17 protein-coding genes and 1 pseudogene are annotated in these 21,376 nt (G+C 60.0%); 11 read left to right on the plus strand and 7 right to left on the minus strand.

The window, feature by feature from the left end; all coding sequences use genetic code 11:
- Window positions 1-299 precede the first annotated feature (299 nt).
- Together ACMGGH_RS08200 and ACMGGH_RS08205 are read left to right on the plus strand one after the other, a co-directional pair.
- Window positions 300-1,133 carry a DUF4942 domain-containing protein gene (locus ACMGGH_RS08200; RefSeq protein ID WP_420299109.1) on the plus strand — a complete coding sequence of 278 codons (834 nt, stop codon included), beginning with the start codon at window positions 300-302 and terminating at the stop codon, window positions 1,131-1,133.
- A gap of 143 nt (window positions 1,134-1,276) precedes the next feature.
- Window positions 1,277-2,062 (plus strand): helix-turn-helix transcriptional regulator, encoded by a 786-nt coding sequence (locus ACMGGH_RS08205; RefSeq protein ID WP_420299110.1) that lies wholly within the window; start codon window positions 1,277-1,279, stop codon window positions 2,060-2,062.
- A gap of 128 nt (window positions 2,063-2,190) precedes the next feature.
- Here the strand turns inward: ACMGGH_RS08205 and ACMGGH_RS08210 are convergent, their stop codons facing one another.
- The gene (locus ACMGGH_RS08210) at window positions 2,191-3,060 is read right to left on the minus strand and encodes a phosphorothioated DNA-binding restriction endonuclease (protein ID WP_232948674.1); all 870 of its coding nucleotides are present in this window, start codon (window positions 3,058-3,060) and stop codon (window positions 2,191-2,193) included.
- 301 nt (window positions 3,061-3,361) lie between these two features.
- On the opposite strand from ACMGGH_RS08210, the gene ACMGGH_RS08215 reads away from it, so the two are divergent.
- A complete protein-coding gene (locus ACMGGH_RS08215) occupies window positions 3,362-3,817 on the plus strand; it encodes a SymE family type I addiction module toxin (protein WP_194386353.1) in 456 nt (151 codons plus the stop codon).
- A 44-nt stretch (window positions 3,818-3,861) separates the two neighbouring features.
- Here the strand turns inward: ACMGGH_RS08215 and trpS are convergent, their stop codons facing one another.
- The gene (gene trpS, locus ACMGGH_RS08220; RefSeq protein ID WP_232948673.1) at window positions 3,862-4,863 is read right to left on the minus strand and encodes a tryptophan--tRNA ligase; all 1,002 of its coding nucleotides are present in this window, start codon (window positions 4,861-4,863) and stop codon (window positions 3,862-3,864) included.
- 198 nt (window positions 4,864-5,061) lie between these two features.
- Here trpS and fosA point away from each other — a divergent pair, with 198 nt between their 5' ends.
- Window positions 5,062-5,487, plus strand: a complete 426-nt coding sequence (gene fosA, locus ACMGGH_RS08225; protein WP_232948672.1) for a FosA/FosA2 family fosfomycin resistance glutathione transferase — start codon at window positions 5,062-5,064, stop codon at window positions 5,485-5,487.
- Here the strand turns inward: fosA and ACMGGH_RS08230 are convergent.
- Window positions 5,473-6,480: a LacI family DNA-binding transcriptional regulator gene (locus ACMGGH_RS08230; RefSeq protein WP_232948671.1), complete on the minus strand. Its 1,008-nt coding sequence runs from the start codon at window positions 6,478-6,480 to the stop codon at window positions 5,473-5,475. The genes fosA and ACMGGH_RS08230 overlap by 15 nt on opposite strands.
- Window positions 6,481-6,665: 185 nt before the next feature.
- Here ACMGGH_RS08230 and ACMGGH_RS08235 point away from each other — a divergent pair, with 185 nt between their 5' ends.
- Together ACMGGH_RS08235 and ACMGGH_RS08240 are read left to right on the plus strand one after the other, a co-directional pair.
- On the plus strand, window positions 6,666-7,754 hold the full coding sequence (locus ACMGGH_RS08235; protein ID WP_232948670.1) for a cellulase family glycosylhydrolase: 1,089 nt from the start codon (window positions 6,666-6,668) through the stop codon (window positions 7,752-7,754).
- A 45-nt stretch (window positions 7,755-7,799) separates the two neighbouring features.
- Complete coding sequence (locus tag ACMGGH_RS08240; protein WP_232948669.1) at window positions 7,800-9,224, plus strand: MFS transporter; 1,425 nt, start codon at window positions 7,800-7,802, stop codon at window positions 9,222-9,224.
- Here ACMGGH_RS08240 and ACMGGH_RS08245 read toward each other — a convergent pair.
- Genes ACMGGH_RS08245 through ACMGGH_RS08260 form a run of 4 tightly spaced genes read right to left on the minus strand, consistent with a single transcriptional unit; the run spans window position 9,187 to window position 13,933 of the window.
- Entirely contained in the window at window positions 9,187-10,008 is an 822-nt protein-coding gene (locus ACMGGH_RS08245) for an alpha/beta fold hydrolase (protein WP_044597222.1), read from the minus strand. The genes ACMGGH_RS08240 and ACMGGH_RS08245 overlap by 38 nt on opposite strands.
- Window positions 10,009-10,038: 30 nt before the next feature.
- Window positions 10,039-11,658 (minus strand): MFS transporter, encoded by a 1,620-nt coding sequence (locus ACMGGH_RS08250; protein WP_232948668.1) that lies wholly within the window; start codon window positions 11,656-11,658, stop codon window positions 10,039-10,041.
- Complete coding sequence (locus ACMGGH_RS08255) at window positions 11,655-12,062, minus strand: DoxX family protein (RefSeq protein ID WP_028015359.1); 408 nt, start codon at window positions 12,060-12,062, stop codon at window positions 11,655-11,657. The genes ACMGGH_RS08250 and ACMGGH_RS08255 overlap by 4 nt, the downstream gene beginning before the upstream one ends.
- Complete coding sequence (locus ACMGGH_RS08260; protein WP_045259557.1) at window positions 12,062-13,933, minus strand: amidohydrolase; 1,872 nt, start codon at window positions 13,931-13,933, stop codon at window positions 12,062-12,064. Before ACMGGH_RS08260 ends, ACMGGH_RS08255 begins: the two co-directional genes overlap by 1 nt.
- A gap of 219 nt (window positions 13,934-14,152) precedes the next feature.
- On the opposite strand from ACMGGH_RS08260, the gene ACMGGH_RS08265 reads away from it, so the two are divergent.
- The 5 genes and pseudogenes from ACMGGH_RS08265 to ACMGGH_RS08285 all read left to right on the plus strand — a co-directional run bounded on the left by ACMGGH_RS08265 (window position 14,153) and on the right by ACMGGH_RS08285 (window position 21,375).
- Window positions 14,153-14,839, plus strand: coding sequence for a hydrolase (locus ACMGGH_RS08265; RefSeq protein ID WP_023331928.1), 687 nt, complete (start codon window positions 14,153-14,155; stop codon window positions 14,837-14,839).
- A gap of 61 nt (window positions 14,840-14,900) precedes the next feature.
- Window positions 14,901-15,122 carry a DUF1427 family protein gene (locus ACMGGH_RS08270; protein ID WP_028015362.1) on the plus strand — a complete coding sequence of 74 codons (222 nt, stop codon included), beginning with the start codon at window positions 14,901-14,903 and terminating at the stop codon, window positions 15,120-15,122.
- Window positions 15,119-15,379, plus strand: coding sequence for a XapX domain-containing protein (locus ACMGGH_RS08275; RefSeq protein ID WP_232948667.1), 261 nt, complete (start codon window positions 15,119-15,121; stop codon window positions 15,377-15,379). Before ACMGGH_RS08270 ends, ACMGGH_RS08275 begins: the two co-directional genes overlap by 4 nt.
- A 23-nt stretch (window positions 15,380-15,402) precedes the next feature.
- A complete protein-coding gene (locus tag ACMGGH_RS08280; RefSeq protein ID WP_028015364.1) occupies window positions 15,403-15,783 on the plus strand; it encodes a response regulator transcription factor in 381 nt (126 codons plus the stop codon).
- 9 nt (window positions 15,784-15,792) lie between these two features.
- Window positions 15,793-21,375: pseudogene (locus tag ACMGGH_RS08285) on the plus strand (trifunctional serine/threonine-protein kinase/ATP-binding protein/sensor histidine kinase).
- Window position 21,376 lies beyond the last annotated feature (1 nt).

Below are 21,376 nucleotides of genomic sequence, written 5' to 3' on the forward strand. Positions count from 1 at the left end.
ATCTTTTCATCACATCATCCGTTACGTTATTTCACTGCCGTGTTCTCAGGACAAAAGGCAGTCGCCCCTCGTCGAGACAGGAAATGGATTGATAAACAATCATTTAAATTCGTTTTCGGGATTGTTGCACAGGGGCTGTACGGAGGGATAATTCATTTTGCAGATCAATTTTCGAAAATCGATCGGTTACATCGATCGATGGTTTCGCGCCCTGTTTTACCCGCAATCCCGCTAACCCCACTGATGCATAACCCCCGGCCCGCATTCGTTGCGGGTCTTTTTATTTATGGAGATTTACTATGCAGGCTGAAGCCGAAGTGTTAACCGACCATACCGACGTGATTTGTTCCACCAGCATTGAACGCATCGTCACCGGACGTAATGCCGCGCTGGTACAGATTGAAACGCTGATGCAGCAACTTGATGATATTTCGACGCTGACCCGCAGTATCGGCGGTAAAACGGCACTGGACTGGGCGATGAAGCAGGATTTCCGATGTGGCTGCTGGCTGATGGAAAAAAGAGAAGCGGCGATGAAAGCTATTACCCGCAATCTCGATCGCGGTATATGGCGGGATTTGATGAAGAAGTCGGGGATGCTCAGCCTGATGGATGCTGCTGCCCGTGAACAGTGGTACAACAGTCTGGAAAAGGACGATATTCCCGCTGTCAGTGAAGAGAATATTCTCAGCACCTTTGAGCAGCTTCATCACAACAAACAGGAGGTCTTTGAGCGTGGCATCATCAATGTGTTCAGGGGATTAAGCTGGGATTACAAAACCAATAACCCCTGTTACTTCGGCAAGAAGATTATCGTTAACAATCTGGTGAAGTACGATAAATGGGGCTATGGCCTGAATTGGGGCTGGCGGCGTGACCAGTTAGCCGATCTGGAGCGCATGTTGTTCCTACTGGATGGTAAAACCATTCCCGATAACCGGCACGATGTGACTATCCGAATGATGGATTTTATTCGCGATAACCCGCATCAGCAGGTCTTTGAGGATGAGCTATTTACTATACGCTATTTTCAGAAGGGGAGCGGACATATCACGTTTAAGCGTATGGATCTGGTAGAGAAGATGAACGATATCATCGCGAAGCACTATCCGGGAATGCTGGCTGCTAAGTGAGTATAAAAGGTCTTCTCTTTTGGGTAATGGTCTTTCAAATCTTCCACACTTATTCCGAATCCTCATCTGAAAACACATAAATGTGTTTTTACGCTTTTTTGTGTTTTAATGCTTGTCATCAATCTCATCAGAAGAGCGATACCATGGTACAAAACAATATCAAACAGCTTCGTACTCAACTGTCGATTACTCAGCGCGAGCTGGCGTATATGGTCGGCACCAGCCAACAGCAAATCCAGCGTATCGAAACCGGAAAGGTGGCAGCAAAGCTGGGCCTTGTACAGGCGATATGCAATGCCCTAGATAAGCCTTTAAATATCGTATTCCCGGAAAGCGATCAGTTGATTAACGACTTTCACAAGAAGCGCCGTAAAACTGATGAAGATCTTGAGGCGATAGCCACAAGCGGTATTGAAATGGATAGCGGTCTCTGGACCGTAAAACTCTGGCTACAGGGGCAGCAGGACTATTTATTATTGCCCATTTCTGCTGTGGATAAGCGGAGGTTTTATTATTATTTTCAGGAAATAGCTAGCCCGAATGTAGAGCGCTTCTTTGTCTTTGACTCGGACCAGTATCGCTATGCGTTAAATATGCGCGAAGTAGTATTTCACCAGTTCTTGTCTGATGGTCTACCGCCAATCGTTGCTGAAGAAGAAGATGATTATTTTAATGTCCATATCACCTTGGTGAACGGTGGCCCAGTGATTCCGCTGAGCGTTGAGCCTGATGCACCGCAAAACGAAGAGACGGATGATATCGGTCAGTTGAATGCGTTCTTTGAAAAGCTGGACTGCGAGCCTGAAACCACAGATCGTTATATGTTAACCGATGAAGACGGTGAAGATGCTTTTATCCGTATTGGTTCTATTGCCATGGTGCGAGTCGTACTTGACGCGCTGGAGCCTGTGGAAGAAGATGAAGAGTAGTTTTCAGCTAGCTGTATTCACAGGAAATCGCGTTGAGTATACATGTGAGTATACACAGTAGCTCGTTACTTTTATAAAGCTATTTATTTCAATGCTTTATGGCTTTAATCGCGGTGCGGCCTTCGCACTCATCCTCTAAACACCTCCCTACGATGCCACTCCACATACCCCTCCTTTGGATAGTTCCCTTTCACCATTGGCAGCGCAATCTGCTTCCCTGCAAAATCCCAGAACAACCGCCCAACGATCCCATTCCCATTCACCGCCTCTGACACCAGCACCCGCAAACTCTCATCTAGCCCAATCGACCCCTTATCAAACGCCTTATGATGAATCGCACACAGCGCCAGTCCGTTCGGGATCTCACACGGCCCGCCAAACTGCTTCCACTTAATATGCGCGGCTTCGAGTCCTACTGAGGCGTTATCATGCCGCATGTTGAATCCGCAGATGGCGCATTCATAATTGTAAGCGCGCAGCACCTGCTGGCGGAATAGCGGGTCGCGAACCTTACGAATCTGCTGGATATCAAAACCCATCTCATCCGCGATCTCTTCCTGAATGCTTTCAGGAAAGTGCGCTTCAAGGATCTGCTGCGCCAGCGAGCCGGTCAGGTTTTTGTTCTTATTCAGCAGCGCAAAGTGTTCTTCATCAAACCCGCCTGCGACGTTATGTTCCACAAGTTCTTGAACGGGCGGCTGCTTACTGCCAGTGGTCGAACAAAACTCTGTATTCTTCAGATCCCAAAATCCATCCCTTTTGAGCCGCCAGAAAGGCATATTCGGGTAATGCGCCTTCCGCTGTGGGCCAAAGCGTTCTAACAGGCTAAGCAACTGCTCGTGGACCTCGGTTCCGTAATTAAACAGTCGTGCATGCCCCTGCTGATAGTTCGCCAGTACGTACAGAAGTAATAAAGGCTTATGCGGCGCACGCTGTTCGCCTTTGCGCCAGATGGTGATGTCGGCAATTGCCTGTTCGAGAGTTTTGCTGGAAGCCATCGCGTTACGGAAGAAGGTAAATAATTGCGATGATGCTCGCAAAACTCAGGACAGGCAACCTACAATCAACTAAAACATGACCTTACCGCACACTACGCTATTTCCTGAATCCTCCTCGCAAATTCCAAATTTACCCCACACCAAACCGCTGTATTTATATTCAGCCCTGTATAATGAGCACCAGAAATTACGCCGAACGGCAAAGGAAGTATCAAGGAATATTTAAAGAGAGAATTCGCGATATGAAGGTGCTGCAACACCCCCATACCGCTAACCACAAACAACTATGAAGGAGTTGAAAATGGCTGCGACGAATTTTAAGCCAGAGTTTACTGTTTGCAAAACAGAATCAGACGCTTTCACCGGCATGATTGAAAACCGCGAGCTGGTACGCAAAAACAGCGCCCGTCGACTTCACGGCAACCAGCTCAATGCGGCGCCCGTCCATCCGCGCGCGGAAACGCCGCAGGACAGTGCCGCCTGCTGCGAACTGTATGCACGCATAGACATGAAATACCTTCTTCTGGGCGGCGAGTGGTTAACCCGTGCAGGCTTTATCAACGGTATGCCCGTAAAAATCCGCGCCATGAAAGACTGCATTGTGATTACGCCGCAGCATACAAGAGAATTATGGGGATGCCTGGAAGGGATGAGTGTGGTGAATATAAATAAAAAGAAAGTCGCACAGTGGTTAAAAACATTTCCGGGTGCGTTAAATGACACCGGCGATATTCCGGTGATTAAGCGCAACGTCTGATAAATATCCCGGCCCTGCGCCGGGATTATTATTTAAGCTGTGTTTTAAAACACCAGCACCCCCAGCCCAACCTTCACCTCCCTCAACGTCGCCTGCGTCACCCCCTGCGCCCGTTCGGTCCCGCGCTTCAGCATCGCCATCAGCTCCCCCTTATCCCGCATATACATCGCTCTCCGCTCCCGCATCGGTGCAATCAGTTCCTGCAAACACGCCTCCAGTTCGTTCTTACAAACCCGGTCACCCAGCCCGCCCGCCTGATAGTGCGCCTTCATCGCCGCCACTTTCTCCTTGTCCGGATGAAACGCGTCGAGGTACCTAAACACCACGTTCCCCTCAATCTGCCCTGGGTCGCTCACCTTAAGGTGGTTCGGGTCGGTGTACATCGCGCTGACCGCACGGTGAATGGTCTCTTCGCTGGCCGAAAGGTGCAGCGTGTTGCCCAGCGATTTCGACATCTTGGCGCTGCCGTCGATGCCGGGCAGGCGGCTGGTGTCGCTCAGCATCGCTTTACAGTGGCGCAGCACCGGGGCGGGCAGCAGGCTATTCATCTTGTGCACAATCTCGTTGGTCTGCTCAATCATCGGCAGCTGGTCGTCGCCGACCGGCACGCACTCGGCCTTGAACGCGGTGATGTCCGCTGCCTGGCTGATGGGGTAGGCCATAAACCCGACCGGCAGCGAACGGGCGAAGCCCTTCTGCGCAATCTCGTTTTTCACCGTCGGGTTACGCTCCACGCGGGCGACGGTGACGATGTTCATATACAGCATCGTCAGCTCGGCGAGGGCGGGCAGGGCGGACTGCAGGCAGATCGTGGTCAGGTTCGGGTCGATGCCGGCGGCGAGGTAGTCGGCCAGCACTTCGGGGATGTTGTCGCGAATTTTTTGCGGGTTGCTGCCGTTGTCGGTCAGCCCCTGCAGGTCGGCAATCAGCACAAACTGGTTGTGTGTGTGCTGGAGCGCCACGCGCTGGCGCAGCGATCCGACAAAGTGGCCAAGGTGCAGCGGGCCGGTTGGGCGATCGCCGGTGAGGATGGTGGGTGCGTTCATAAAGACTCCTTAACGTTGTAATGCCGAAAGGGGTCTTAAAATGTGAAAGCCGCCTTTCGGCGGCTATCTGAAAATGGGGAATACTACTCCGTGCCGCCTTTAAGAAGGCAGCCACCAGCGGTTTACGGTGAGGACGGCGTGGTTTATGTTCATCTCTTTACCGTATCACGTCCGGCGCGAAAAACAAAAGGGCACGTCATGCTGCAATCTCTCAACCACCTGACCCTCGCGGTCAGCGACCTGCAAAAAAGCATCAGCTTCTGGCACGAGCTGCTGGGGCTGACGCTGCACGCCCGCTGGAATACCGGGGCCTATCTTACCTGCGGCGATCTGTGGGTCTGCCTGTCGTACGACGAGGCGCGCCGGTATGTGCCGCCGCAGGAGAGCGACTATACCCACTACGCGTTTACCGTGGCGGAAGCGGATTTTGAACCGTTCTCGCAAAGGCTTGAGCAGGCGGGCGTCACCGTCTGGAAGCAGAACACAAGCGAGGGGGCGTCGTTCTACTTTCTCGACCCGGACGGGCACAAGCTGGAGCTGCACGTGGGCAGCCTCGCCGCGCGGCTGGCGGCGTGTCGCGAGAAGCCCTACGCGGGCATGGTGTTTACCTCAGACGAGGCTTGAGGCGCGCACTTTCAGCCTGCCCGCCAGCGTCACGTGCGTGGCGGCATCTTCCTCATTGCACAGGTACTCTACCGCCAGCCGTCCCAGCTCGCTGTAGGGCAGCTGAATACTGGTCAGCGGCGGGGTGAGCTGCTCGGAAATCTTCTGGTCGTCGTAGCCCGCCAGCAGCATGTCCTGCGGAATGCGCACGCCGTTCACCGCCAGCGCCTGATAGCAGCCAATCGCCAGCCAGTCGCTGGCGCAGAAGATGGCGTCTGGGCGCTCGGCCAGTTCCAGCAGGGCCGTGGTGGCGGTAAAGGACTCGCTGAACTGCCAGTTGGTCTGACGCACCAGGCCGTCGTCGCACGCTAATCCGGCCTGCTGTAGCGCCGCCCGGTAGCCCGCCAGACGCTGGCGGGAGGCCTCCATCCAGCTCTCGCCGGTGATGTGGGCGATGCGCGTGGCCCCGCAGGCGATGAGGTGTTTAGTCACCTGGAAAGCGTTGGCGTAGTCGTCCGGGATAAACGACGGCAGCAGCGGCGAGCCGGGGTCGCGCTGGTTGAGTAGCACCAGCGGGATGCGGGTGCAGTCGTGAAACGCCGTCATGTCCACCAGCGTGGTGACCGGAGAGGCGAGAATAATCCCGATGCAGTTGCGCTTCTCCAGCTGGCGGATAATGTTCAGCGCCAGCTCCACGTCGTCGCCGTAGTCGTAGACGGTGAGCAGGGTCTCGTTGCGCCACGCCGCTTCCCGCGCCTGGCTGATGGCGTCGATAAACGGGTCGAAGCTCTGCATGGAGCTCACCAGCAGGGCGATCTCTTCCTGGTTGCGCGGGGCGTGAACGGCGGGGAGGCGGTCATAGCCGAGCTCGGTGGCGACGCTAATCACCCGCTGGCGGGTGTCGTCGCTGAGCTTGATGTTGCGGGACTGGTTGAGCACCAGCGATACCGTTGCCTGCGACACCCCTGCCGCCCGCGCAATATCGTTCATCGTCACTTTTGTTTTTCGCTTCATCCGTCCTCTCCCTTTCGCGACTTCGCATCATACCCTAACCGCACGCTTTAGCGCCGTCGATCACGTTTCTCATTCATCGAAGCGTGAACTTTGTGAGGGGCATCGCTTTTCTAAACGCCGTAATTTGCGCATTTATCCCGCAGCTAATATTTATTAGCTAAACATTATCAGTAAGAGGATGCGTAATGAAAGAGCAGTGGAGCAGGGAGCAGGCACAGTCGTGGTATGAACAAAAAGGCTGGCTGTGCGGGTTTAACTATTTGCCGTCGACGGCGGTGAACTGGACCGATATCTGGCAGGCAGAGACCTTCGATGCCGGGACGATTGACCGCGAGCTGGGCTGGGCGGCGGAGGCGGGTTACAACACCCTGCGCATCAACCTGCCGTTTATCGTCTGGGAACACGATCGCGACGGGCTGATGGCGCGTATCGATCGTTTTTTGACGATTGCCGACGGTCACGGGTTCAGCACCATGCTGACCCTGATGGACGACTGCGGCTTCTCCGGTGACGAGCCGTACCTTGGCCCGCAAAAGCCGCCGGTGCCGGGCAAGCATAACAGCCAGGCGGCGGCGAGCCCCGGTCGCGATAAGGTGTGCGATCCCGACTGCTGGCCGCAGATTGAACGCTATATCCGCGACGTTGTTCGCCAGTTCCGCGACGATAAGCGCGTGCTACTGTGGGATCTCTATAACGAGCCGGGCAACCGCGGCATTTTCGCGACGGGCACGCAGGAGGTGCAGTACGACGCGAAGCTGGAGACCTGCGCCCACGCGCTGATGAAGCTGGCGTTCCGCTGGGTGCGTGAAGAAGACCCGACCCAGCCGCTCACCGTCTGCGCGTGGCGCGTCCCGCCGGAAGAGGAGGGCGAGACGTTCTTCCAGCACCCGCTTGACCAGACCGCGCTGGCGCTCTCGGACGTGGTGAGCTTCCACGCCTACACCCACACGGGGCGCATGACGGCGATGATTCAGCAGCTGCAAGCGCTCGGTCGCCCGCTGTTCTGCACCGAATGGCTGGCGCGCCACGTGGGCAGCACGATTGAAGAGCAGCTTCCGCTGATGTACATGGCGAAGGTTGCGCCGTATCAGTGGGGGCTGGTGCGCGGCAAGACCCAGACGTGGCTGCCGTGGCCGGTGGTGATGAAAGAGTCCACGGACTACTGTCGCCTCTGGTTCCACGACGTGTTTGAGGAGAACGGGATTCCGTTCTCACGCGCTGAAATTGCGCTGATGCAGAAGCTGCGCAAAATCGCCCCGAATCCGCAGGGCTAATAATAACGACCCGGCGCGCTGTCGCCGGGCAACCAGGTACGCACTATGGCAACGACAATGAAAATACCGTCTCGCGAGTTGTGGTCTTATTTTGGCTATGGTTTAGGTCAGTGTTTTAGCTTTGGTTTAGTGGGTTCGTTTATTAACTATTTTTACACCGACGTGCTGGGGATCTCGGCGCTGGCGGCGAGCACCATCTTCCTGATTGCCCGCGCGTGGGACGCGGTTCACGATCCGCTGTTTGCCAGCATTATGGATACCATTAACAGCCGGTTCGGCAAGTTTCGCCACTTTTTGCTGATCGCGCCGCTGCTGATTACCGGCGTCACGCTGCTGTCGTTTTATAAAATCGAAGCGGACATGACCACCAAAATCCTCTACGCCGGGGTGACGTATATCCTGTGGGGGACGCTGTACGCCATCTCCGATATCCCGTTCTGGTCGATGTCGTCGGTGATGACCAACGACTCCGCCCAGCGCACCCGCGCGGTGACGGCGGCGATGCTCGGGGTGAACGCCGGGATTGCCTGCGCCAATATCTTCTTCCCGAAGCTGGCGGCGTTCTTCGCCCAGTACAGCAACGATAAAGGCTACTTTATGGCGGCGCTGGTGATGATGCTGGTGGGCCTGCCGCTGATGCTCAACGGCTTTATGCAGATCAAAGAGCGTGTGCCGCCGAGCCCGGAAAAGGTGACCATTCGCGACACCTTCCACAACCTGCGCCAGAACAAGCCGCTGTTTATCGTCCTGCTGTCGTTCTTTTTCTGCGTGTTCCACAACGTGGCGGGTGGGCTGTATATCTACTTCTTTATCAACAACCTGGGCGACGGCAGCCTGCAGATGGCGATTGGCGTGATGGGCATTGTGGCGGCGGTGCTGTGCCTGGTCGCCCCGATGCTGACGCGCCGGATGCAGAAGCGGAAGCTGTTTATGATCCTCTGCGGGCTGGACGTGGCGGGGCGCGTGGTGATGTGGTTTGTCGGATATCAGCAGGTGACGATGCTGTTTATTCTGCTCGGCCTGAGCACGCTATTCGTGATGATGACCAACATCCTCACCTCATCGATGATTGCCGACACCATTGAGTACGCGGAGTACCACACTAACAAGCGCTGCGCGGCGATCACCTTCTCCGGGCAGACCTTTACCGGCAAGATGTCGGTGGCGGTGGGCGGCGGGCTTATTGGCGTGTTTCTGACGATGATCGGCTACGTGCCGCAGGCGCAAATCCAGAGCGAAGGCGTGCTGTCGGGGCTGTTCTTTGGGATTTGCCTGCTGCCGGCGATTGGGTCGCTGATCCGCATGGGCTTTATGTCGCGCTTTACCTTTACCGAGGAGAAGCATGCGGAGGTTTGTCGGCTGCTGGCGGAGCGGAACGCGTCTGCAAAAGCGCCGGGCGGCGGCTGCGCCTTACCACCCGGCCTGGAAAAAATTACAGCGACTTCACAAACGCCAGCAGATCTTCGTTAAGCTGGTCCTGGTGAGTCAGCGCGAAGCCGTGCGGCGCGTTGTCGTACACCTTCAGCGTGGCGTTTTTGATCATCTCTGCCGCCAGCTTGCCGGTGCTTTCAAACGGCACGATCTGGTCGTTGCTGCCGTGAATAACCAGCGTCGGCACGTCGATTTTCGCCATATCCGGGCGGAAGTCGGTTTCGCCAAACGCGGTCACGCAGTCGATGGTGCCCTTCAGGGATGCCAGCAGGGCGATGTTCAGCGTCTGGGTCAGGGCACCGGCAGAGACGGTCTGCCCGGCGTTGGTGCCGTAGAACGGCGTCGCGAAGTCGCTGATGAACTGGGCGCGATCTTTACGCAGTCCGTCGCGAATGCCGTCGAACACGCTCTGATCCACACCCTGCGGGAAGGAGTCGGATTTACCGAAGATCGGCGTGACCGCGCCCAGCAGCGCCAGACCGGCCACGCGCGCGCTGCCGTAGTTGTTGATGTAGCGGGTCACGTCGCCGCCGCCCATGGAGAAGCCCACCAGCGTCACGTCCTGGAGGTCCAGGGTGGTGATCAGGTCGTTAATGTCGGACGCAAAGGTATCGTAGTCGTAGCCGTTCCACGGCTGATCCGAGCGGCCAAAGCCGCGACGGTCAAAGGCGATGGCGCGGAAGCCGCGCTCCGCCAGGTAGTTCAGCTGGCTATCCCACATGTCGCCGTCCAGCGGCCAGCCGTGGCTGAAGAGAACCGGTTTGCCGGCGCCGCAGTCTTTGTAGTAAATCTGCGTGCCGTCTTTTGCCTTAAACGTTGCCATAGTGTGTTCCTGTACAGGTGATGGTTATGGTTATACCGGCGCGACCAGATAGCGAATTGCCGGTGATGTTGTGCCCTGATGAAAAGCCAGAACGCGGCTCTGCAGCAGGAGGTCATTCATGGTGTGGCGCTCCTGCTGGCGCAGATGCTCAATCCACGAGCCCATCAGGAAGGTCTCAATAAACAGGCCGGGGCGCTCAATATCTTCATATACCGCCCAACTCATCGCGCCGGCGCGGCGTCGCACCCGGCGCAGCTCGTGTACCGCCTCCAGGAAGGCTTTCGCTTTCTGCGGGTCGATGATGTACTCGTGCGACACCAGCACCGGGCCGCGCTCGTTCGGCAGCTCAATCTCCACGCCGTCCAGCGGCTGGCCGCTCAGGTCGAGGTTCAAATCAGGATCTTTCTCCAGCTTCCAGCGGAACACCGTGGCGCTTGCCAGCACCATCCCCAGCGTGGCGACAACCAGCGAGGTCGGGGTGCCAAACTGAGAGGCGATCTGCCCCCAGATGGCGCTGCCCGTGGTCATCGAGCCGAAGAACACCGTCAGGTAGACCGCCAGCGCGCGGGCCTTCACCCAGCGGGCGGCGCTGCGCTGCGCGCCGAGGTTGAGGGTGGAAAGCACCGCAATCCACGCAAAGCCGGTGAAGAACTCAAACAGGTTGAGCAGCCAGACGTGGCGCACGAACGCCAGCGCTAGCATGGTGAGGGCAAAAACCAGGCTCGCGGCCACCATCAGCCGATCGGCGTTCAGCCGCTGGCGCAGGCGCGGCAGCAGGATCGCCCCGGCAATCGCCCCCAGGCCGATGCACGCCAGCATCACGCCGTAGCCCGCCGGGCCTAAGCCCAGCTCGCGGCGCGCCACCAGCGGCAGCAGCGCCCAGCCCGCGCTGCCGAAAACGAAGAAGGCCACGGTGCGCACCAGCACGTTGCGCAGCACGGGCGCGGCGTGCACGTAGCGAATGCCGGAGCGCACCGCGGAGAAGAAGTGTTCCGGCGGCAGGCGCTGCACGGACGGGGCCGGACGCCAGCGCCACAGCACCCACGCTACGCCCACCACGGACAGCGCGTTCAGGGCAAACACCATCCACGGCCCGGCGAGCGAAAGCAGAAAACCGCCCAGCGCGGGACCAATCGCCCGGCTGATGTTCACCCCGAGCGAGTTCAGCGCCACGGCGGCACCCAGCTCCGGCTTGCTCACCAGATCGGGCACCACGGCCTGGAACGGCGGCGAGCTCATCGCCGCGCCCACGCTCAGCAGGAACGTCGCCACCAGCAGAACCGTAGGGGTGACGTGTCCGGTGAAGGAGAGCACCGTCAGCCCGGCGGCGGCGATGAACACCCACAGCTGGGAGAAGAGCAGGTATTTACGCCGGTCAACGATGTCCGCCATCACCCCGGACGGCAGGGCGAAGAGAAACATCGGCAGGCTGCTCGCCGCCTGCACCATCGCGATATCCAGCGGATCGGCGCTGAGCGTCAGCATGCTCCAGTTGATGCCGACGTCGCTCATCCATGAGCCGACGTTAGAGACCACCGTGGCGATCCACAGCATGCGGAACACCGGCTGGCTCAGCGGCTGCCAGGGCGAAACCGCCCGCGCGGGCGCCGTCTCGACGTGTGCGTCGCGAACGTCGTTAACCTGGGTCATGCGAACCTCTCCGTTGCCTTACGCTGCAGCCGCCACTGGCCCGGCCCGGTGAGGGCGAGAGTGGTGAAGATAATCAGCAGCAGCCAGCCAAACTGCCCTTCGGCAATCGACCAGTCCGGGTGTACCGCCAGCATCGCCACCAGCAGCACGGCGATAATCGGCAGGCACGCCAGGCGGGTGTAGACGCCCGCAATGATCAACAGCGGGCAGATGACCTCGGCGACGATCGCCGGGATCAGGCTCGCGTAAGGCCCGAAGCCGAACGGATCTTCAATGCGCGTCAGCTCTTCGCTGAAGTGGAGCACCTTCGGCAGGCCGTGCACGTAGAGCAGCAGCAGGCTGCCGGTGAGGCGCAGGAAGAACAGCCCCAGGTCGACCCGGGGCGGCATAGTAGTGTTTTTCATCAGAATGCAAAGCAGCTGCAGCCCAGCGCCCCCCAGAAAGCGTTATCGTCGGACACCGGCATCTCTGACGTGCGGGCGAAATCATGCTGGTGGCTGTGAACCCCGCACGGGCCGCTGCAGTGGTGAGCCACACTCATGCCCACGCGCGTAGCCTGCGGCGGCGCGCTGCGGTAGTGGCCCGGTACCTTCACCACCGGGGACCACTCGGGCAGGACCGGAATGGCCGGTGGCGCGAGCGGGCCGAAGGTGCCTGCGGCGTAGACGATGTCGCCGTTGACCACCGTCAGGACGGACTCGATGCCCTTGATCTCCTCTTCCGGCACGCGGAAGTAGTCTTTGCTCAGCACCGCCAGGTCGGCGAGCTGGCCGACCTTGATCTGCCCCTTCTGGTTCTGCTCGCTGGAGAACCACGCGCTGCCCTGGGTCCAGAGCATCAGGGCGGTATCGCGGTCCAGACGGGCGCTGTGATCGTACATCTGCATCCCGCCGACGGTGCGGCCGGAGACCAGCCAGTAGAGCGCGGTCCACGGGTTGTAGCTCGCCACGCGGGTGGCGTCCGTCCCTAAGCCCACCGGCACGCCGGTCTCGAGCATTTTTGCCACCGGCGGCGTGTGGCGGGTAGCTTCGATGCCATAGCGCTCGGCAAAGTACTCCCCCTGGAAGGCCATGCGGTGCTGGACGGCAATGCCGCCGCCCAGCGCTTTGATGCGGTCGATGTTGGCCTGGGTAACGGTTTCCGCATGGTCGAAGAACCAGTGCAGGCCGTTGAACGGAATATCGCGGTTCACCTTCTCGAACACGTCCAGCATGCGGCTGATGGATTCGTTGTAGGTGGCGTGCAGGCGGAACGGCCAGCGGTGCTCCACCAGATGGCGCACCACGCGCTCCAGCTCGTCCTCCATGCCCGGCGCGAGGTCCGGGCGCGGCTCGAGGAAGTCTTCAAAGTCGGCGGCGGAGAAGACCAGCATCTCGCCCGCGCCGTTGTGGCGGAAGAAGTCGCTGCCCTGGCCCGGCGTGAGCATGTCGGTCCATTTTTCAAAGTCTTCCAGCTCGTGGCCCGGACGCTGGGTAAACAGATTATAGGCGATGCGGATGGTCATCTGCTTTTTCTCGTGCAGCTCGGCAATCACCTCGTAATCTTCCGGGTAGTTCTGGAAGCCGCCGCCCGCGTCGATGGCGCTGGTCAGCCCCAGGCGGTTCAGCTCGCGCATAAACTGACGGGTGGAGTTAACCTGCTGCTCCAGCGGCAGCTTCGGCCCTTTCGCCAGCGTGGCGTAGAGGATCATGGCGTTCGGGCGGGCGATCAGCATCCCGGTCGGGTTGCCGTTGGCGTCGCGCTGGATCTCGCCGCCCGGCGGGTTCGGCGTATCCTTGGTGTAGCCGACCACCTTCAGCGCGGCGCGGTTGAGCAGGGCGCGGTCGTACAGGTGCAGGATGAAGACCGGGGTGTCCGGCGCGGCGTCGTTAATCTCGTCCAGCGTCGGCATGCGGCGCTCGGCAAACTGGAACTCGCTCCAGCCGCCCACCACGCGCACCCACTGGGGCGACGGCGTGCGCAGGGCCTGCTCTTTCAGCATCCGCAGGGCGTCTGCCAGGGACGGCACGCCTTCCCAGCGCAGCTCGAGGTTGTAGTTCAGCCCGCCGCGAATGAGGTGCAGATGCGAGTCGTTCAGGCCGGGGATCGCGGTGTGGCCTTTTAAATCCACCACCTTAGTGCCGTCGCAGTGGTGCTGCATCACCTCGGCGACGGTACCCACTTCCAGAAATTTTCCGTCGCGCACGGCAACGGCTTCCGCGACAGGGTTCTCGCGATCGACGGTGTGAAACTGGCCGTTAACCAGAATAAGATCGGCTTTACCGAGGGTAACCATAACTGCTCCTGACTGAGAGGGGGAATGGTCAGGATTATGGGAACCGGTTTCGGCAAAGATCCAGTTATACAATAGGATAGGTATACCAAAGTATAACTATACCTAAGGTTAACTATACGAAGAGATAATTACGCGCGGCGACGGAAAACCGCAGGATGAGGGTGACTTTATCGTCGCGGCGCTCGCGGCGATTTCTACCCTTAACCACTGGAAAATGCTATGACCTCTTCAAAGCTCGAAGTGTTAACCCCTGCGAACTGTCAGATCATCTTTATCGATCACCAGCCACAGATGGCGTTTGGCGTGCAGTCGATTGACCGCCAGGTGCTGAAAAACAACACCGTGGCGCTGGCGAAAGCGGCCAAAGTGTTCAACATCCCGACCATCATCACCACCGTAGAGACCGAAAGCTTCTCCGGTAACACCTATCCGGAGCTGCTGGACGTGTTCCCGGGCCAGGACATTCTGGAGCGTACCTCCATGAACTCCTGGGACGACCAGAAGGTGCGCGACGCGCTGAAGGCTAACGGCAAGAAGAAGGTGGTGGTTGCCGGCCTGTGGACCGAAGTGTGCAACAACAGCTTTGCCCTGTGCGCGATGCTGGAAGGCGACTACGAAATTTATATGGTGGCGGACGCGTCCGGCGGCACCTCCAAAGAAGCCCACGACTTCGCGATGCAGCGCATGATCCAGGCAGGCGTGATCCCGGTGACCTGGCAGCAGGTGATGCTGGAGTGGCAGCGCGACTGGGCGCGTAAAGAGACCTACACCGCGGTGATGGATATCGTGCGCGAACACTCCGGCGCGTACGGCATGGGCGTGGATTACGCCTACACCATGGTGCACAAAGCACCGTCTCGCCAGAAGAGCGAGCACCGCACCTTAGCGCCGGTCCCGGCTCGCTAAGTTCCGCTGGCGGGCTGGTCCCTCATCCGGCTCGCCGCTGCCTCTTTCTCTGGAGTTCACAATGAGTACTGGGCTGATATCCCTTGCCGCAGGCGTGTTGATTGGCCTGATGTATGCCGTGCTGAAGGTGCGCTCCCCCGCGCCGCCCGCGCTGGCGCTGATTGGCCTGCTGGGGATGCTGGCGGGTGAACAGGCGACGCGCCATCTGTTATCCCGCGACGGTGCGCCGCCTCCTCAGGTAACGGTTCCGCAGGTGAAATCGCAGACGGGAGCGACGTCATGAGAGCATGGATAATTTCGCTGGTGTGCGGCGTGGTTGCTGGGGTAATTTACGCCCTGCTCGACGTTCATTCCCCGGCACCGCCGGTTGTCGCCCTGCTTGGCCTGTTTGGCATGCTGGTGGGTGAACAGCTCATCCCGGTGGGACGGCGTTTAATGAGTCGCGAACCGTTTACCCTCGCCTGGTTTCGTCACGAATGCGTGCCGAAAATCAGCGGCACGGCGCCCCCCGCGCCCGCGAAGGACGATCGCGACGTTTAATGATTTTTTTGAGGAAAGACAGCATGACGCTGCCGTGGCGCATTGCCATCATTGATGACGAACGTTCCGTCCGCAGCGGGCTGAGTAATCTCCTGGAGTCGGAAGGGTATGCCGCCGATACGTTTGATTCGGCAGAGGTGTTTCTGAGCCATCCGCTCGCCCTGTCCGGCGCGGCGCTGGTGATCGCCGATATCAAGCTGCGGGGCATGAGCGGCCTGGAGCTGTTTGACAAGCTGCGGCTGCTGGCCGTTCCCCCGCCGCCCGTGATCTTTATCTCCGGTCATGCTGATGAAAATATGCAGCGGTACGCTCTTAGCCTGGGCGCCGCTGCATTTTTGCGTAAACCCATTAACATCGATATTCTGCTGGATCATATACAGCGGGAGCTGGCCCGCCGACGATAAGGATCGCGGATGAACGAACACGAGCAGCCTGCATTCTGGCCCGCCCAGGGGAATCTTCACCAGGGGCGGGTTTTTGTCCTTAAAGAGGATGTGATTTTTACCGTGCTGGCGCAGGAGGGCGGTATCGCCTGGATGCACGCGCGCCATCCCCATTCAGGCGGCTCGTTCATCATTGCCACCGCGGTGAGCGACGAAGAGGAAGAGCGGGCCACGCGGCTGCTAAAAAACGAATTTGCGCTGCGTGACGTGCTGCAGGACAGCTGGGCCATCCGCGCCGTTGCCTCCACCCAGTACCGGGGACGTTTCGCGCTGGTGTATGCGCCGTTTGCGTTTGAACTGCTGGCGCGGCGCGCGGGCAGGGCGATCTCGGGGATCTCGCGCTTTATTGAGATGGCGATCCAGATCTGCGTTCCCCTGCGCCAGATGCACCTGCAAAACCTGATCCACGGCGATATCAAGCCCGGCGCGATTTTTGTTCATCACGATGCCACCTGCCGTCTGGGCAGCTTTGGCCTCTCCTGTAGCCTCTCCGGTGCCTTCTCCCAGACCCGGCTTGCCGTTTCAGGCGGTACGCCCGCGTATATGTCGCCGGAGCACACCACCCGCACCCGGCGTCCCGTTGACGGCCGCAGCGATCTCTACAGCCTCGGCATGGTGCTGTATGAACTCCTGACCGGACGCCTGCCGTTTGAGTTGGGGGAGGACGATCAAACCAACTGGGCTCACTACCATATTGCCTCGGAGCCGCTGGCCCCGGACGTGATTCGCCCGGACGTGCCGGGAATACTGTCGACCATCATCCTCAAGCTGCTGGAGAAGCACCCCGATAACCGCTACCAGACGGTCGACGGGCTGATTGCCGACCTCCGCCGCTGCCAGGCGACGCTGACCTGCGAGGGCGAGATCGTCGCCTTTACGCCCGGCCAGCAGGACCGCACTCCCGCGATCCATCTGGCGGACTCCCTGTTCGCGACGCATCCGCAGGCGAATGACGTCATTGCCGCGTTTGAGCGGGTGGGGCAGAACCTGGTGCCGGAGCTGGTGACGATCGGCGGGCCGTCGGGGATTGGCAAATCGTCCATCATCGCGACGGCGCTCAAAACGCTGCAGCAGCGTCAGGTATTGCTGGCGGTGGGGAAAGTCGATCAGTTCTCGCCGTCTTTGCCCTACGGCGTATTAAGCTCCGCGTTCCGCACCCTGACGCTGCACCTGCTGGGGCTGCCCGCGGAAGAGGTGGCGAAGTGGAAAATCCGCCTGTCGCGCGCCCTGGAGGGATACGAAGCGCTGGCCGTCAGCCTGGTGCCCGAGCTGGGGCTGCTGCTTGAGAGCAAGCCGCGCTACTCGGCGGATACGTTTTCCATTGATGCCCGGGCGCGCTTCAGCCATATGGTGCTGGCGCTGGTAAAAACCTTTGCTTCTCAGGGCTGCCCGCTGGTGCTGGTGCTCGACGATCTCCAGTGGAGCGACGCGGCCAGCCTGCATACGCTGAAACATCTGCTGGTGACCTGCGGCGCTATCCCGCTGCTGCTGGTGGTCGCCCACCGCGATATCGGTTCGTTATCTGAACCGACGCTGCAACAGCAGCTGGCGAGCCTGCCGGAGGCGGCGCAAAACGCGACTGAAATTGTCCCGCAGGCGCTGTCCGTGAAGGCGGTGGCGCGCTGGCTGGCGACGATATTTCGTGCCCGCAGCGCGGCGACGACCGACCTCGCCACGCTGATCCACGAGAAAACCGGGGGCAACCCGCTCTTTGTGCACGAGTTTTTCCGCCGCATCGTGGATGACGGGCTGGTGGTGCACAACAAATATCAGGATAAGTGGCACTACGATCTGCAGGCGATCCGCGCCCGACACTACACCGAAAACGTCGTTACCCTGGTGCTGGAGCAGCTTGAAGAGCTGCCCGACGAGACGCGCCGCCTGCTGGGCAGCCTCGCCTGCCTCGGCGGCACGGGCGAGATGGAGATGATCTGCCGGGTGGTCAGCATGTCGATGGCGGAAATGCGCTATGCGCTGCATCCGGCGGTGATGGCCCAGCTCATTGTGCTGACGGAAAAAGAGTACGCCTTCACCCACGACCGGGTGCAGGAGGCGGCCTTTGCGATGCTGGATCAGCATGAGAAAAGCCATCTTCACCTGACCACCGCCAGCCTGCTGGCCGACGCCGCGCGTCAGGCCGCGGGGAACGAACTGCTGTTCCGCGCCGTTCACCACGTCACGGCCGCGCTGGACTGCATCCAGCCCGCGCCGCAGCGCCAGATGTTCCGCGAGCTGAGCCTGCTGGCCGCACGACGGGCAAAGCGTTCGGGGGATTATCCATCGGCGCTCAGCTATATCCAGACCGCCAGAGCGCTGGGCAACGCCGGGACGGTGTCAGACTTTATGCTTGATATCGAAGAGGCGGGCTGCGAGTTTGCTCTGGGGCACCTGGAGCGCACCCGCGAGCTGTGTGACGCCATCCTCGGCTGCCCCGGCGGGCTGACCGAAAAGGCGCTGGCGGCCAACCTGCTGGTGGAAGTGTACATTCGCCAGTCGGACAGCCGTCTGGCGCTGGAGGCGGCGCTCTGCTGGCTGGGGATTTTTGGTATTCAGATTGGCCGCCACCCGGAAGACGCCGACTGCGACGAGGCCTGGGAACACTTCTGCAACCGCACGGCCGACGCGCCGCAAAGCCTTTTTGCCCAGCTGTCGCGGATGGATAACCCGGAAACCGAAGCGGTGATGAACCTGCTCTACAGCGCCAGCATTTGCGCCAGCTTCATCTGCCCGCGCCTGCATTTTTTGCTGCTTTGCCGCATGATGCACCTCACCCTCGACCACGGCATCACTGGCGCCTCCACCACGGCGATGGCCTGGTTTGGCGTGCTGATTGGCCAGCGCTACGCCGAGTACCGCCTCGGGTTCCAGTACGGCACCCTGGCCCGCGAGCTGGTGAACCGCCACGGCTACGACGCGTTCGAAGCCAAAACCCTGCTGCCCCTCGACCAGCTCAGCGTCTGGACCCAGCCGCTGTCGTTCACCATCGAGTGCGCAAAAGCCTGCTTCACCGCCGCCGTTACCCACGGCGATATGACGGTGGCCTGCTTTGCGGCCTGCCATCAGGTCATTAACTTCCTCTCACGGGGCGATCACCTGGACGGAGTGTTGACCAGCATCGATCGCGGCCTGGCGTTTGTACGTAAAACCCACTTCCAGGACGTGGAGACCATATTGATGCTCCAGCGCACCTTCGTGGAGTTTTTGCGCACACCGACGATCGGCACCTGGACCGCGTCGCAGGCGCTGCCCGAGGCGCTGCTTCCCGCGTCGCCGGAGCAGGCCCCGGAGCAGACCTCCACCATGCTGTTCTGGTACTGGCTCTACCGCGGCATGGCGCACTTTACCTGCGGCGAGTATACCGACGCGCAGGCGGATCTTGAGATGGCGGGCTGGTACGCGTGGTCTGCGCCGGGCCATATCCATCTGCTGGATTACCATCTCTACAGCGCGCTGGCGCTCTCACGTCAGCTGACGCCGGAGACGTTTTCGGCAAATCACCGCCGCAGCATTCACGCTCACTACGACAAAATCGCCCTCTGGGCGCGCATTAATCCCGGCACGTTCGCGGATAAAGAGGCGCTGATCTAGGCCGAAATTGTCCGTCTGGACGGGATGAACAGCATTGCGCTTGAGCAGTATGAGAAGGCGGTCCGGCTCTCCCGCGAGGGTGGCTTTAACCCGATTAACGCCCTGGCCCACGAGCTGGCGGGCCGCTTTGCGCTGGCCTGCGGCTACCCGACCGCATCAGACGCGCACTTCCGCGGCTCGATTGCCGCCTGGGGCCGCGCGGGCGCGCAGGCCAAGGTGCGCCAGCTGGAGCAGGATTTCCCGCACCTGCTGGCCTCCGGGCAGGCCAGCGCCTACGACACGGTGGCGTTTGCCCAGAACGAGACGATCCGCGATCTGCAGAGCGTGATCAAGGCTTCCCGCGCGCTGTCGGAAGAGATCAATCTTGAGCGCCTGATTGAAAACCTGATGACCATCCTGCTCGAACGCGCCGGGGCGCAGCGCGGCCTGCTGCTTCGCGTGAGCGATAACCTGATCCCGGAGATCGAGGCCAGCGCCTGGACCAGCACCGACGGCGTGCGGGTGCGGATCCTGAAAGACGTGCCGATGGCGACCGACATCCCGCTGTCGGTGCTGGCTGCGGTGATCCGCACCGGGCAGGAGATCCGCACCGGCAAGCCGGAGGAGTTTCATCCCTTCAGCCAGGACTCTTATCTGGTGACCTCGGGGGCGGCGGTGATGTGCGTCCCGATGTTCAAACAGGCGCGGCTGGTGGGCGTGCTCTACCTGGAAAACCGCCTGATGCCGGAGGTCTTCACCGCCGAGCACTCGCGCGTGGTCAGCCTGCTGGGCGCGCAGGCAGCGGTATCCCTGGAGACGGCGCGGCTCTACGCCGAGCTGCTGGCGGAGAACATTCAGCGCCGCCGGGTGGAAAAAGAGCTGCGCGCCAGCCAGACCTCGCTGATGCTGGGCGAGCAGATCAGCCACACCGGCAGCTGGCGCTGGGAGCTGGAGCAGGATCTGATGTTTGTCTCGGAAGAGTACGCCCGCATTCTCGGCCTGCCCGACCAGCAAAAGATGATCTCCATGGCGGAGTTTTTAACCTTCGTCCACGAGGACGATTACGCCCGCATCAGCGCCATCGTCACCCAGAGCGTGCGCGACGGGCTCTCCATGCGTGCGGAGTTTCGTATAAAGCGCACCGACGGCTCAACGCGCTACATCCTCGGGATTGGCGATCCGGTGGGGGTGGGCAGCGAGGTGAACGAGTACTACGGCATCATTACGGATATCACCAGCCAGCGCGCCGCGGAGGATGCCATGCGGGTGGCGCAGGCGGATCTGGCGCGCGTTTCCCGCGCCACCACCGTCGGGCAACTGACCTCCTCCATCGCCCACGAGATCAACCAGCCGCTGATGTCCATCGTCTCGAATGCCGGGGCGAGCCTGCGCTGGCTCAGCCGCGAGCCCGCCCGCCTGGATAAAGTGCGCGAAGGGCTGGAGGAGATCGCCGCGGAAGGCGCGCGTGCGGGGGAGATCATTCGCAGCATCCAGTCCCTGACGCGCAAGCAGGATCCCACCTTCTCGCGCATCGATATGCACTACCTGATCCACCATATCATCACGCTTTCGCGCAGCGAGCTGGAGCAGAGACACATTAGCGTTGATTATCTGTTGAACGCCAGCGACAGCTTTATCACCGGGGACAGCGTGCAGATCCAGCAGGTGCTGCTGAATCTGGTGATGAATGCGGTAGAAGCGATGGCCGAGGTGAGGGATCGCGCCACCACCATCATCCTCAGCACCGCCAACGCGGAAGGGAAAGTGATCGTTGAGATCGCCGATACCGGGAGCGGCATTGAGCCCGAACGGCTGGAGCAGATTTTTGACTCGTTCTACTCCACCAAGCCGCAGGGGATGGGGATGGGGCTGACCATCAGCGCCAGTATCATCGAGCGCCACTGCGGAAAGCTGAGCGCGCGCCGCCGGGAGCCGCACGGCACGGTGTTTACCTTCGCGCTGCCGCTGGCCGCGCAGGAAGGGTAAA

It is taken from the genome of Enterobacter sp. BNK-16 (assembly GCF_048684955.1).
Classification (GTDB): Bacteria; Pseudomonadota; Gammaproteobacteria; order Enterobacterales; family Enterobacteriaceae; genus Enterobacter; species Enterobacter bugandensis.

Coding starts and splice junctions, on each gene's coding strand:
- ACMGGH_RS08200 (WP_420299109.1), top strand. CDS start 300: ATGCAGGCTGAAGCCGAAGTGTTAACCGACCATACCGACGTGATTTGT.
- ACMGGH_RS08205 (WP_420299110.1), top strand. CDS start 1,277: ATGGTACAAAACAATATCAAACAGCTTCGTACTCAACTGTCGATTACT.
- ACMGGH_RS08210 (WP_232948674.1), bottom strand. CDS start 3,060: ATGGCTTCCAGCAAAACTCTCGAACAGGCAATTGCCGACATCACCATC.
- ACMGGH_RS08215 (WP_194386353.1), top strand. CDS start 3,362: ATGGCTGCGACGAATTTTAAGCCAGAGTTTACTGTTTGCAAAACAGAA.
- trpS (WP_232948673.1), bottom strand. CDS start 4,863: ATGAACGCACCCACCATCCTCACCGGCGATCGCCCAACCGGCCCGCTG.
- fosA (WP_232948672.1), top strand. CDS start 5,062: ATGCTGCAATCTCTCAACCACCTGACCCTCGCGGTCAGCGACCTGCAA.
- ACMGGH_RS08230 (WP_232948671.1), bottom strand. CDS start 6,480: ATGAAGCGAAAAACAAAAGTGACGATGAACGATATTGCGCGGGCGGCA.
- ACMGGH_RS08235 (WP_232948670.1), top strand. CDS start 6,666: ATGAAAGAGCAGTGGAGCAGGGAGCAGGCACAGTCGTGGTATGAACAA.
- ACMGGH_RS08240 (WP_232948669.1), top strand. CDS start 7,800: ATGGCAACGACAATGAAAATACCGTCTCGCGAGTTGTGGTCTTATTTT.
- ACMGGH_RS08245 (WP_044597222.1), bottom strand. CDS start 10,008: ATGGCAACGTTTAAGGCAAAAGACGGCACGCAGATTTACTACAAAGAC.
- ACMGGH_RS08250 (WP_232948668.1), bottom strand. CDS start 11,658: ATGACCCAGGTTAACGACGTTCGCGACGCACACGTCGAGACGGCGCCC.
- ACMGGH_RS08255 (WP_028015359.1), bottom strand. CDS start 12,062: ATGAAAAACACTACTATGCCGCCCCGGGTCGACCTGGGGCTGTTCTTC.
- ACMGGH_RS08260 (WP_045259557.1), bottom strand. CDS start 13,933: ATGGTTACCCTCGGTAAAGCCGATCTTATTCTGGTTAACGGCCAGTTT.
- ACMGGH_RS08265 (WP_023331928.1), top strand. CDS start 14,153: ATGACCTCTTCAAAGCTCGAAGTGTTAACCCCTGCGAACTGTCAGATC.
- ACMGGH_RS08270 (WP_028015362.1), top strand. CDS start 14,901: ATGAGTACTGGGCTGATATCCCTTGCCGCAGGCGTGTTGATTGGCCTG.
- ACMGGH_RS08275 (WP_232948667.1), top strand. CDS start 15,119: ATGAGAGCATGGATAATTTCGCTGGTGTGCGGCGTGGTTGCTGGGGTA.
- ACMGGH_RS08280 (WP_028015364.1), top strand. CDS start 15,403: ATGACGCTGCCGTGGCGCATTGCCATCATTGATGACGAACGTTCCGTC.